The following is a 13,565-nucleotide window of genomic DNA, read 5'->3' on the forward strand; positions in this document are numbered from 1 at the left end:
GGCACCGGCAATGTCGTGATCAATGGCGTGGGCGCCAATCTGACGACCACGAACTACGCCTATATCACCAAGCAGCTTTCCCTGACGCAGGGCTCCTACACGTTCTATTGGGCTTATGCCGCGCAGGATTACCTTCCCTTTACGGACGGTGTGTTCTTTTCGATCGCGGGCAACGGCCTCAACACGGTCGACCTGCTGGCCCGCAACGGCGCTGCGGGAATCACGGCGGGGTCCACCGGCTACCCCACGAACACCGTCATTCTGCAAAGCTATGGCAGCACGACCTTTATCGCCCAGACCTTCACGATCGCCAGCGACGGCACATATCAACTGGGGTTCGGCGATTTCAACGCGATCGATACCGCGCTCGATCCCATACTCTTCGTGGCATCGAAGCTGGGGACGACCACGGGCACCGTCGTGATCACCAACCCGCCCGCACCTCCCGCCATTCTCGACATCGACACGGCGGTCAGCTATTACAGTTCCACTGATCTGGCCAACAACGCCGTCCACCCGGTCTTCGCTGGCGGAACGCTCAAGATCGTCTCGGGCGGAACGATCGGCAACAATTTCACCGTGCAATCGCTGGGCGGGTCCATCGATACCGATGGCAACGCCATCACCCTGACCGGAACGCTGAGCGGTTCGGGATCGCTGGTGAAGCGGGGCGATGGCACTTTGCTGCTAATGGCCAACAACAGCGGCTTCTCGGGCGATCTCTATGTCAACGGCGGCACCCTGGCACTGGGAGATACCGGTGCCGCGGGGACGGGCGTGATCCACGCCGTGGACCCGACCATCGCCTTTGCCGCAGGCGGCACCTACGCGAACAATGTGTCTCTCGACGTGGCGTCGCCCGCCAGTGCCGACCCGACCGTGTTCCAGAACACGTCCGGGAACGTGGTTACTCTTTCCGGCGCGATCACCACCGGCACGGGCAACAACATCAATGGCGATGCGATCGCCGCCAACCAGCACGTGACCTTTTCAGGCGGGGCTTTCGCGCTGACCAATGCCGGCAACAATTGGACGGGCGATACGACCATCACCAGCGACGCGGCACTCGCCCTTTCCGGCGGAGCGTCGATCGCGCATTCCGCACGTCTGGTGGACAACGGCATTTTTGACATTTCCGCAGCAACCAGTGAGTCGTCGGTTGCCTCGCTGGCGGGCAGCGGCGTCGTCACGCTGGGCGACAATACGCTGACGATCACCAATGCTAACGATAGCTTTGCCGGTGCGATCGCCGGAGCCGGCGGTCTTGTGCTGCAGGCCGGCACGCAAACGCTTGCGGGCATCAACAGCTACACTGGCGGCACCCTCGTCAACGGCGGTACGCTGGCCCTCGCCGGCAACGGCACCCTGGGCGACGCCAGCGGCAGCGCCACCATCAACGCCGACGGCACACTCGATCTTGGGGGTACCACCCAGACCCAGAACGGCGGCGTCACGCTCGCCGGCGGCGCGATTGAGAACGGCACGCTTTCCTCCTCCGGCACCTTCGCCCTGCAGGGCGGCACGGTCAACGCCACACTGGCGGGTACCGGCGGCGTCCAACAGTCCAGCGGCACCACCACGCTGTCCGGCACCAACAGCTACACCGGCGGCACCGTCGTCAACGGCGGTACGCTCGCCCTAACCAGCGACGGTACGCTCGGCGATACGAGCGGCAGCGCCACCATCAACGCCGACGGCACGCTCAATCTTGGGGGTACCAGCCAGACCCAGGACGGCGACGTCACCCTCGCGGGCGGCACGATTGAGGACGGCACCCTCGCCTCCTCCGGTAGCTTCACGCTGCAGGGCGGCACGGTCAACGCCACACTGGCGGGTACCGGCGGCGTCCAACAGTCCAGCGGCACCACCACGCTGTCCGGCACCAACAGCTACACCGGCGGCACCGTCGTCAACGACGGTACGCTGGCGCTGGTGGGCAACGGCACGCTCGGCGATACGAGCGGCAGCACCGTCGTCAACGCCGACGGCACGCTTGACCTTGGCGCTACCAGCCAGACCCAGGACGGCGGCGTCACCCTCGCGGGCGGCACGATTGAGAACGGCACCCTCGCCTCCTCCGGCAGCTTCACGCTGCAGGGCGGCACGGTCAACGCCACACTGGCGGGTACCGGCGGTGTCAACCAGTCCAGCGGCACGACCACGCTATCCGGCGCGAACAGCTACACCGGCGGCACCATTGTGAACGGCGGCACGCTTGCCCTCACCGGCAACGGCACCCTGGGCGATGCCAGCGGCAGCGCCACCATCAACGCCGACGGCACGCTCGACCTCGGCGGCACCAGCCAGACCCAGAACGGCGACGTCACGCTCGCCGGCGGGACGATTCAGAACGGCACGCTTACTTCTTCGGGCACCTTCGCACTGCAAGGCGGCAAGGTTAGTGCTGCTTTGGCCGGCACCGGCAGCGTCAACCAAGCCAGCGGCATCACCACGCTGTCCGGTGCCAACAGCTACACCGGCGGTACCGTCGTCAATGGCGGTACGCTGGCGCTGGCGGGCGACGGCACACTGGGCGACGCGGGCGGCAGCACCACCGTCAACGCCGACGGCACGCTTGACCTTGGCGCTACCAGCCAGACCCAGGACGGCGGCGTCACGCTCGCCGGCGGCACGATTGAGAACGGCACGCTCACCTCCTCGGGCACCTTCGCCCTGCAGGGCGGCACGGTCAGCGCCACGCTGGCCGGCACCGGCGGCGTCAGCCAGTCCAGCGGCACGACCACACTGTCGGGCGCGAACAGCTACACCGGCGGCACCGTCGTCAGCGGCGGCACGCTTGCGCTGGCGGGTTCCGGGGCGGTCGCTTCTTCCTCTCTGACGATCGACGGGACGTTCGATATTTCGGGCATCGCGGATCAGGGGACCAGCGTGGTCGATCTCGAAGGATCGGGCTCGGTCGTGCTGGGAAGCAAGGCGCTGACCGTCTCGGCCGGAACCGGCACCTTTTCGGGCGTCCTATCCGGAGCGGGACAGTTCAGCCTGAGCGGCGGCACGCTGACGCTCACCGGCGCCAACAGCTACAGCGGCGGCACCACGATCGCAGGCGGCACGCTGAAAGGCACCAGCATTTCGCTGCAAGGGCCAATTTTGAACGACGGCGCGCTCGAATTCGTCCAGACGACCGACGGCACGTATGCCGGGTCGATCACCGGAACCGGCACCCTTGCCAAATCGGGCAGCGGCTCGCTCGTCCTGTCGGGAACCAGCGCGATCCAGGGTGCGACCACCGTTTCCGCCGGACGGCTGGCGGTCAATGGCATTTTGGCGACGGGCGGGCTGACCGTGGCCAATGGCGCCGTGCTGAGCGGTTCGGGCACGATCTCCATGGCCGGCAACGGCATTCTGGCGATCGCCGACGGCGCCACGCTGGCGCCGGGCAATTCCCCGGGCACCCTGATCGCGAACGGTTCCGTCACGCTGGCATCGGCGTCCACCATGGCCGTCGATATCGACGGGGCCAGCTGGTCCGCCGGCGGTGGGGCGGGCAGTTATGACCGGCTGGTGGTCAATGGCACGGTGACGCTGGGCGGCACGGTCGTGCCCACGCTGCGCGGGATCACCGGTTCCGCCACGAACAGCTATACGCCGGCGCTGGGCAGCCGCTACACCATCGTCTCGGCAACGGCGGTGCGGGGCACGTTCGACACCGTCATCCAGCCTGCCAGCGGTCTGGCGGCGAACACCCGCTTCGATGCGCTCTACACCGATACCACCGCGCAGCTGATCGTGACTCCCGTGAGCTTCGGCACGCTGGGCGCGAACAGCGGCTGGAACAGCAATACGCGGGCCACGGCCAACGCTCTCGACAGCCTGCGCGGCAATGCCGCGAACGGCGGCCTGTTCAACAGTCTCTATGGGCTTGATGCGGCCGGCTATGAACGGGCCTTCTCGCAGATCAGCGGCCAGATCTATGCCGATGCGCTGCAGGGCTATGCCAGCGCGGCAAATACCGCCCTTGGCACGGTGCGCGATCAACTGAATCAGGGGGGCTATGTCGGAGCGCGCGGCGAGCAGGGCGTCCAGCTGTGGACGCGCTACATCAACAGCCACGAGGCGCCGGGCGACAGCGCGCGGGGCAACGGCAATTCGGCAACGACGCGCGGCTTCATCGCCGGGGCCACGCTGGTCAACACGCCGCGCCTGCGCTTTGGCGTGGCGGGCGGCTACACCCACACCCGGATCAACACCGGACTCGGGGCGGAAGCCAGCGGCACGGGAGCGGTCGGTTACTTCTACGGCCGCTATGCGCCGGCGGCTTTCGTCGATCTCTCCGCGATTGGCGGGTTTGCTTCCGGCACGATGAACACCAGCCGGACCATCGCCACCGCCCGCGAAACCGTGCGGGCCAGCGGAAACGCGCGTGTCACCGTGGCGCAACTGGCGGTCGATGCACGGCTGCGGGCAGTGCAGGCCGGCGGATTTGCGGCCTATGCGCTGGCCGGGGTGCAGCTTGGCAACGCGTCCTCCGGGCAGGTCAGCGAAACTGCATCGAACAGCGCCTTCGCCCTGACCCTGCCCCACAGCGGCTGGAACACGCTGGACAGCCGCATCGGCGGCCAGGTGGTGCAGACGTTCGCGTCCGCCAGGCTTTCCGCTTATGGAACCTGGCTGGCTCAGCTTGCGGATGCGCCAACGGCTTCGCGCAAGGCGGTGCTCGGCGGGGCGGCATGGACGGTGCAAAGCACGGGTCTTGCCAGGAACGGCGTGAGCTATGGCGCCGCCGCCAGCGCAAATCTGGCGCGCAACCTGTCGATCCAGGCCAGCTACGACGGCGTGGACCGTGGCAAGAGCTATCGCAATCACCGGATATCGGCGGGGGTCAGCTTCGCGTTCTGACCCTAGGGTCAGGACCCCTTACTGGCGCGGTCGAAGTTTGAGGCAAAATGGCCCGGCGCAAGGAGGAGGGGCGCAGGAATATGTCGATATTTCAAGTCCCTCCGACGCAGCGCTGGGCCATTTTGGCCAAATCCCTGCGGGACGTCCAAATGNNGAAAGGCGCTTGCAAAGGCAACCAGCCTTCGCGGCGCGCCTTTCGGCCCGATATGTTCGCCATTTGGACGCCTCGATCGCGCCAGTAACGGGTCCTGACCCTAGCGCCGGTGAACCTTGAAGAAATCCCAGATCACCTCGGTGGCATTGATCTGCGTGTAAGGATCGTTCCCGAGCATCCCCCGGCTACGGGTATCGCCCGGCCAGCCATGACCGGCGCTTGCCAGGCTGTAGAACAGCACTTCCGATCCACCGGAGCATCCTAAGGATCGCGCGCCGGTCACATCGCCGCCCGTGGTGACGGCCGGCGCGGCGCGGCAGCCATCCGCATCCCGCCAGAACGCAACGGTGCGCTCCACCGGCAGGAACGGTGCGGATTGGGCGCGTGCAACAAAACTGGTCGGGCTCATGCCCCCGTCATAGCCGACGACATTGTCCTTCCTGCCATGCATGATCAGCATCGGAACCGGCGTCGCCGCCGGTTTTTCATCGCCAAACATCGCCCCGGAAACAACGGCGGCGGCGGCGATCCGGTCTCCGTGCGCGATCGCGAAGCGATGGGTCAGCATCCCGCCGTTGGAAAAGCCGGCCACGTAGATCCGCCGCGTGTCGATACCGCCCTTGCGCGTAATGTCATCGACCACGGCGTTGACGAAGGCCACGTCATCCAGTCCGCTGGTCATGGCCTCGCCACAGCAGCCGCCGGCATTCCAGGTTCCCATGCCCTGCATACGGCCCACGCCATCGGGCGCCGCGACGACCAGCCCCTCGGACCGCGCCTTGTCGGCCCAACGTGGCAGCATCGTACTGCCATTGCCGCCGCCGCCGTGCAGCACGATCACAAGCGGAGCAGGAGTGCCGCCCTTGTGCGCATCGAGCAGCGCATAGCTCCGTTCCCGCCCCGCGAACATCAGCGTCTGGCGCGTGGCGCCATCGACATCCGCAGAGGCTTGCTGTCGCGCCGCGCGCAATTCACGCAGACGTTCGCCAAAGCCGGGGCGTTGCGCAGCGGCGGCGCCGGAAAACAGCGCCATAACCACCAGTCCGCCCGCGATCATCCGATAGCCCGCCATTCGCGTTCTCCTCCTCTCCACCAGCATGTAACCGACGAGTTACACCCCTATCCCGCAGAGTTCAAGGCGGAGCGCCGTCGGGCCGGCAATCAGGGCGCGAGGCCTCGCCAGTAATAGACTGTGGCCCGGACCGAAGACGTGATCCAGGCGAGGAACTGCTCATCCCGAGCCGGATCGCCGTTCTCCATCCAGCGCACATAGGCGTCGAGCAGGAAGGCGGTGACGGATTCGGCCAGGATGCGCACATCGCCCGGCGTGTCGCTGCTTTCCGGCCCCAGGATTGCGGCCTGACGCTCTTCCACACGTCCCACCAGCGCCTGCGTGAGCCGGTCGAAATGAATCCCGAATTCCGGATCGTGCGAGGCGTGCCGCACCAGCAGGCACATCGCGGCGGCATGCGAGCGGGCGACCGCCAGCGTCCGGTGCAATCGCTTGGTCCACCAGTCGACGTCCACGTCGTCGGCGCGCAACAGCGCATCCACGACATCGGACAGCACTTCGTGCACCAGCCGGTCCTTCGATTCGAAGTAGCGATAGAGCACGACCTTCGAGACACCCGCGCCCTGCGCCACCTGATCCATGGTCGTCTGGCGCAGGCCCCGCTCGTTCAGCACCGTCGCCGCCGCGAGCAGCAGCGTCTCCCGCCTGCGGGCACGATGCGCGTCCAGCATTTCCGAATAGCTCTGCGTCATCGCGCCACGTTCTCCCGCCGCCGGCCGGATTGCAACCGGGCATCTCCCCTTCCGTCCCGGCGGCGCAAAGCGCAAGCCTATTTACTCACCCGGAACTAGATGTTACTCATGAGTTACAGAGGTGGCGTCAGGATGAATCGCCACCCGTTTGGAGAGAAGGGGATGGAGATGAAAGGTATGGAGCGGCAGGCGCGTGCGTTGAGGGCGGGAAGCGCGCTGGCCATTCTGGCGATCGCGCTGGTTGGCGCACCGGCTTACGCCGAGGATGCGCCGCAGGACGGTTCCGGCGAAATCTTCGTGGTTGCCCGCAAGCGGGCCGAAACGATCGAATCCGTGCCGGTGTCCGTCGGCGTCCTGTCGGATAGCGATCTCAGCCGCCTCGCGATCAAGGATGTTGCCGACTATACGCGACAGACCCCCGGCGCGATTCTGATCGGTTCCGGCCCTGAATATCTCAACGATATCGCCTTGCGTGGCCAGGGCGGCGGACGGCTGGGCTTCTCGGAATCGAGCACCGGCATCTATCGCGATGGCATCTTCGTGGCCGGCGGCGGTTTCGGCGGTCGCAGCTATAGCCGCATCGATTTTCACGACGTCGAACGGGTCGAGGTTTACCGGGGACCGCAGGGCGCGCTTTACGGACGCAACGCAGTGGGCGGGGCGGTCAATGTCATCAGCCGCAAGCCCGTGCTCGATACCGAGGTACGCGGCAAGGTCGGGTACGATTCGGTCAACGAACTGGATACGTCGTTGACGGTGAACGTGCCGATCGGCGGTACCGCCGCGGTTCGCGTGGGCGGTTACTACGTCAACCAGACCGGCGGGTTCTACAAGGACCAGGTGAGCGGCAAGACCATCGACACGTCACGCGACTGGGGTATTCGCGGCGCGATCGGCGTGGGCATCAAGACCGACAGTACCGCGACGCTGATGGTCGAACATTCCCGCTCCGAAGCGCCCGGGTTCACGGCGCTGGGGCAGAACCAGGTGCTCGATCCCGATCCCTTCGTGCGCACCGGGCTCGACGCGGTGGACCGCGTGACGATCAACCAGACGCAGATGATCGGCGAATTCACGCATGATTTCGGGACGAGCGAACTGACGCTGCTGGCGAATTACAAGGGACGCGATGGCGCCCGATCGGGCGCGGATTTCGACCACTACCTCGGCATCCGGCTGCCTACGGCGCAGTTGTACGACGCGCAGGGAGAGGACTTCAAGCGCTACGGCACCGAAGCGCGCTGGGGATCGACCGGAAAGACGGGCTTCACCTGGCTCGGCGGCGTGGATTTCATGACCTACACGTCGAACGTCTATTCGCTGCGCACCGGCACGGTCACCGGCAGCAACGCGACGGCGATCTCGCTCAAGCGCCAGCTTCGCCGGCAGGAATCCCAGGAAACGCTGGATTCGTATTCGGCCTATGGGCAATTGGGCTTCGATCTGACGAGCCAGTTGAAACTCTCGGTCGAAGCGCGTTTCCAGATCGACCGGAAGAACTTCCGGTTCCGCCAGATCGATCTCGATCCGACGACCAACGAAACCATTCCGCTCACCACCTTCCGGCGGACATGGCACCGGTTCCTGCCCACCGCGTCCCTGACCTACACGGTCAACCCCGATCTCACGTTCTATGGCCGCGTCGCGACAGGCTACCGGCCAGGCGGTTTCAACCAGAGCCCCGCGCAGGGCTTCTTCGACCGCGTTCCCTACAATCCCGAAGACATCACGTCGGGCGAAATCGGCGTGAAAGGCCGCTTCCGGATCGGCAGCGCGGTCTTCCGGAGCCAGCTGGCGGTGTACTACAGCGTGACCCGCAACGTGCAGCAAACCACCACGCTGTCTGCTACCAACCCCGCCTTCACGCTCGAGAACGTCGGCACCGACGACATCTTCGGCGGCGAGTTCGAACTGAGCGGCACCATTCCGCTGGCGGGCGGACAGCTCGTGACCAGCCTGAATGTCTCGGGCGAGCGCGGTCGCTGGCACGACGGGGCCTCGATCATCAACGCGGGCGTGCTCATCGACCTTGCGGGCAAAACCACGCCCCGCACGCGCGATTACATCATCAATCTCAACGCGATGTACGATCATCCGATCGGCGGCGGCATGGACGCGATGTTCACGGCCAGCTACCAGACCGCCGCCGGAGGGTTCGACGATGCCTCGCTCGCCCGGCCCAGCCAGAATTACTCGATGGTGGACCTTTCGGCCGGCATCAGGACGCCCCACTGGACGCTGATGGGGTATGTGAAGAACCTCACCAACGATTTCTACCGGATCGTGTCGGTGGGCGGGAATTCCTACTACAACACGCCGCGCACCTATGGCGCGACGCTTTCGTTCAACTGGTGAGCCGCGCCGTGGCCGGTTTCGACAGGCGGACGACCATGAAGGGGGCGGGCGCCGTTGCGGCGCTCGCTCTCGCCCCCGGCCTCGCCGCGCGTGTCCATCCAACGCGCAACGCCGCCGAATGGCCGGTCTATGGGGCGACCAACGCGGCGACGAAGTATTCGCCGCTCGACCAGATCGACGCCTCGAACGTCGCCACGCTGGAAGTGGCGTGGGAATGGACATCACCGGACGCCACCATCCTGGCGGCGCACCCCGAATTGCAGCCCGGCGAATTCCAGGCAACGCCGATCATGGTCGATGGCCGCCTGTTCACCTCCACGGCGATGAGCCAGGTGGCGGCGATCAATCCCGCTTCGGGACGGACGCTGTGGGTTTACGACCCCGGCACCTGGCGGCACGGCTATCCCACCAGCAAGGGTTTCCAGCATCGTGGCGTGGCCTTCTGGCGCGCGGGGAAAGATGCGCGCGTTCTGATCGCCACGGGCGACAACCGCCTGATCGCGCTCGACGCAGCCAGCGGAACGCCCGTTGCGGGGTTCGGGGAAGAAGGGGAAGTGGACCTGCTCCGCTCCTCGGGAGAGCCGGTTCCCGACGCCCCCGCCCGATTGATCGGCGCAACCTCGCCGCCGGTGATCTGCCGCGACACCGTGATCGTGGGCCAGTACATCAACGACGTGCCGAGCCGTCCGGTCATGCCCGTGGGCGTCATCCAGGGTTTCGACGTGCGCTCGGGGCGCCACAAGTGGACGTTCCGGATGATCCCTCGCGCTGGTGAAGCGGGTGCTGAAACCTGGCGCGAAGGCTCGGCCGAACACACCGGCAACGCCAATGCCTGGGCACCGATGAGCGCGGACGATGATCTCGGCCTCGTCTATGTCCCCGGCACCTGCCCGACCAACAACTTCTTCGGCGGAGACCGGCCCGGCGACAACCTGTTCGGCAACGCGCTGGTGGCCCTCGACGTCGAAACGGGCTTGCGCCGCTGGCACTACCAGCTCGTGCACCACGACATCTGGGACTACGACATTCCCTGCGCCGGCAATCTCATCGACATCATGGTCGAAGGGAAGCGCATCCCCGCCATCGCGCAAGTCACCAAGCAAGGCTTCTGCTTCGTGTTCGATCGCCGCGACGGCAAGCCGGTCTGGCCGATCGAGGAACGGCCGGTGCCGCAATCGACCATCGCGGGCGAACGCACTGCCGCGACGCAGCCCTTCCCCACCAAGCCGCCGCCGTTCGACCGACAGGGCATCGGCGAAGACGACCTGATCGATTTCACCCCGGCGCTGCGTGAGGAGGCCAGGACCATTCTGGCGAAGTATTCCGCCGGGCCACTGTTCACGCCGCTGGGTACGCAGCCGACCATCGTGCTGCCGAGCTGGGTGGGCGGAGCGAACTGGTGGGGCGCCGCCGCCGATCCCGAAACCGGGATGCTCTATGTCCCGTCGCTGACCGCGCCGGTGTCCATGGCGCTGGACGGGGACGGCAAGCGCACCGACGCGGCCGACGGCGACAGCGAGATCGCCGGCCGCGCCAGCGTCGTGCGCGGACCGGGCGGCCTGCCGCTGCTCAAGCCGCCTTATGGCCGCATCACCGCGATCGATCTCAATCGCGGCGCGATCGCGTGGACCCGCGCCAATGCGCCGGGCGCGCGCGACCTGCCGATGTTCCGGCCCTACAATCCCGGCTGGATCGGCACGACCAGCCGCACCGGTCCGCTGCTGACGCGGACGCTGCTGTTCCTGGGCGAAGGCCCGCACAGCCCGGCGCAGTCGCGCAAGATGCTCTGCGCCTACGACAAGGCGACAGGGGCGCTCCGGGCAGAGATCCCGCTGCCCGATCACACGCTGGGGCCGCCAATGACCTACATGGCCGGCGGCCGGCAGTTCATCGTGTGCGGCATGGGCTTCCGCAAGGCGCCGCACAGGCTGGTCGCGCTGGCGCTGCCCTCAACCAGGAAGGAACCATGATGGCCGACCATCTTTCCCGCCGCCAAGCCATGGCCGGTGGCGCCGCGGTGCTGGCCGCGCTGGCTGTGCCGCAACCCGCCCTGGCGACCGGCGCGATCAAGCACTACATCCTGATCGAGCTGCTGCCAGGGGCCGATCAACTGGCGCTCGACCGCTGGTACATGACCTTTCACGCACCCCAGGTGCGGCGGGCCTATCAGGCTTGGCAGCGCGATTACCTCTCGTTTCGCGCCTATCTGCCGCCGGAAGAAGCCGTGCGTCGCTTCCATGTCGCGTTCGGGCGCATGACCGAAATCCACTTCGACAGCATCGACGATTTTCGAGAAAGCCGCCGCAACGGTCTCTATGGCGGCGATCTCGCCTCGTTCACCCCGCCGCCGGGGGGCTGGGCCGGCAACCGGCTGTTCCGCAGCACCACCGCGACGATCCCGGTCAATCCGGACACGCTTTACCTGTCGAAACCCACCCCGCCCAGGGACATGCCCTACCTGCGCTGGATCGTGTTCCTGCGCTATCCGGCCAATGTTCCGACGGCAGACGCGGATGCCTGGTTCGACAAGGTTGCCGCGCCGGAAATCGTGGTGCGGCCGGGTCTGCGGCGGTTCGGTCTGTACCGCGCGGTCAGCGAACGATCGGAATATCCCCGCGTGATGGAACTGTGGTTCGACAGCTATGCCGACTGGCGTGCCGCGTTCCTCGATCCCGAACTCCGGTTCACGCCACCGCCGTGGGGCAGCGCGTTCCCGTTCGCCGACACGCTTTCCATGTTCGTCGGGGAAAATCCCGACATCGATTTCATTCATGACGATCGGGTAGTGCCTTGAATACCTTTGCCGCCGATGCCGTTTCCCACGAGAACGAAAGCCACCTTCTCGATGATCTGCTGCGCCGTATCGCGGCCAGGCATCCACACGCGCCGGCGCTTGGAGAATGCGAGACGGCAATCGATTTCGCCACGCTCGACGGGCGCGTTCACCGCGTCGCCAACGGTCTCGTCGCTTCCGGCAGCGCGGGCGATCGGATCGCCATCGTCGGGCGCAATTCGGCGGAACAAGTCGAGCTGTTGCTGGGCATCGCCCGCGCCGGGCAAGTAGCCCTGCCCGTCAACTGGCGTCTCGCCGCGCCGGAAATCCGGTATATCCTCGGCCATTCCCGCGCGACGCGCGTCTTCGCGGACCGGGAGTTCGCCGGCATAGTGGCGCAGGCGATGGAGGGAAGGCCGGTGCCGCTGATCGTGCTCGACGAGGCGGGGGCGGAGGGTTTCGCGGCCTGGCGTGACCGCCAGCCGGACACGCCGGTCGAGCGCCCGGGAAGCGCCGAAGACGTGGTGCTCCAGATGTACACCAGCGGCACTACCGGACTGCCGAAGGGCGTGATGCTCACCAACGCGAGCGTCATGGCCTCGATCGCCCTGTTCAGCCGCCCGCCGCTCGATCTCGACACGTCCGACGTGATCTATGCCCCCGCTCCGATGTTCCACATCACCGGGATCGGCCCGGTGCTGCGATCGGTTCAGTCGGGTGCGCGGCTGGTGCTGGCCAGCCAGTTCGTGCCGGACGAGGCGGTGCGCGTGATGGCGCGCGAAGGCGTCACCTATACCACGCTCGCCCCCGCGATGATCCAGGCCTGCCTTGCCGCGCCATCGTTCCGCGACGCCGCGCCCACCGCGTTGCGCATGATCGTCTATGGTGGCTCGCCCATTGCCGAATCCGTCCTGCGCGAAGCGCGCGAGCGGATGGGGTGCGCTTTCGCGCAATGCTACGGCCTGACGGAAACCACCGGCCCGGTCACGCTGCTGACGCCGGAGGACCATGCGCCGGGCGCGCAGCGGCTGCTGTCGTGCGGGCGCGCGGCCGACGGAATCGAAATCGCGGTGATCGACGCGGACGGCGCACCCCTCGCGGCCGGGGAGACGGGCGAGATCGTAGTGCGCGGAGACATCGTCATGTCGGGCTACGCCGATGACCCCGAGGCCACCACGCAGACGATCCGCGCGGGATGGCTGAAAACGGGCGACGCCGGTTATCTGGACGACGAAGGCTATCTCTTCATCCGTGATCGCGTGAAGGACATGATCGTTTCCGGCGGCGAAAACGTCTATCCGGTGGAAGTCGAGAACGCGCTGCTTGATCATCCCGCCATCGCGGACGCGGCCGTCATCGGCGTGCCCGATCCACGCTGGGGCGAGGCCGTGCTGGCGATGATCGTGCCCGCCTTCGGACATGCCCTGACCACGGACGAGGTTACCGCCTTCTGCCGCGACCGGATCGCCGGATACAAATGCCCGCGGGAATTCCGTTTCGTCGACATGGTGCCACGCAACGCCGCCGGCAAGATTTTGCGTCGCGAATTGCGCGCGCCCTTCTGGGAAGGCCGGGAAAGACAGGTAGGATGAAAAACGGCGATGACGTCCGTCAAAACTCCCCGCTCGAAGCGGCGGGCACACGGTAATCGGGAAAGGATAC

Annotated in this window: 7 protein-coding genes; 5 read left to right on the forward strand and 2 right to left on the reverse strand. The window is 66.4% G+C overall.

Going from position 1 to position 13,565, the window contains the following annotated elements:
- Window positions 1-4,857, forward strand: a 4,857-nt coding sequence (locus tag B3547_RS00865; RefSeq protein ID WP_292959610.1) for a beta strand repeat-containing protein, incomplete at its 5' end; no start/stop codon positions are given.
- 254 nt (window positions 4,858-5,111) lie between these two features.
- Here B3547_RS00865 and B3547_RS00870 read toward each other — a convergent pair.
- Both B3547_RS00870 and B3547_RS00875 read right to left on the reverse strand, forming a co-directional pair.
- Window positions 5,112-6,083, reverse strand: coding sequence for an alpha/beta hydrolase family esterase (locus tag B3547_RS00870; RefSeq protein WP_292959611.1), 972 nt, complete (start codon window positions 6,081-6,083; stop codon window positions 5,112-5,114).
- A gap of 89 nt (window positions 6,084-6,172) precedes the next feature.
- A complete protein-coding gene (locus tag B3547_RS00875) occupies window positions 6,173-6,775 on the reverse strand; it encodes a TetR/AcrR family transcriptional regulator (RefSeq protein WP_124810424.1) in 603 nt (200 codons plus the stop codon).
- 168 nt (window positions 6,776-6,943) lie between these two features.
- Here B3547_RS00875 and B3547_RS00880 point away from each other — a divergent pair, with 168 nt between their 5' ends.
- From B3547_RS00880 to B3547_RS00895, 4 genes are read left to right on the forward strand one after another with little or no spacing between them, the layout of a single operon-like run.
- A complete protein-coding gene (locus tag B3547_RS00880; RefSeq protein ID WP_292959612.1) occupies window positions 6,944-9,130 on the forward strand; it encodes a TonB-dependent receptor in 2,187 nt (728 codons plus the stop codon).
- Window positions 9,131-9,165: 35 nt separating this feature from the next.
- On the forward strand, window positions 9,166-11,100 hold the full coding sequence (locus B3547_RS00885) for a PQQ-binding-like beta-propeller repeat protein (RefSeq protein WP_292959613.1): 1,935 nt from the start codon (window positions 9,166-9,168) through the stop codon (window positions 11,098-11,100).
- Window positions 11,097-11,924, forward strand: coding sequence for a hypothetical protein (locus B3547_RS00890; protein WP_292959614.1), 828 nt, complete (start codon window positions 11,097-11,099; stop codon window positions 11,922-11,924). Before B3547_RS00885 ends, B3547_RS00890 begins: the two co-directional genes overlap by 4 nt.
- Window positions 11,921-13,495 (forward strand): long-chain-fatty-acid--CoA ligase, encoded by a 1,575-nt coding sequence (locus B3547_RS00895; RefSeq protein WP_292959615.1) that lies wholly within the window; start codon window positions 11,921-11,923, stop codon window positions 13,493-13,495. Before B3547_RS00890 ends, B3547_RS00895 begins: the two co-directional genes overlap by 4 nt.
- Window positions 13,496-13,565 lie beyond the last annotated feature (70 nt).

Source organism: Novosphingobium sp. UBA1939 (genome assembly GCF_002336885.1).
Classification (GTDB): Bacteria; Pseudomonadota; Alphaproteobacteria; order Sphingomonadales; family Sphingomonadaceae; genus Novosphingobium.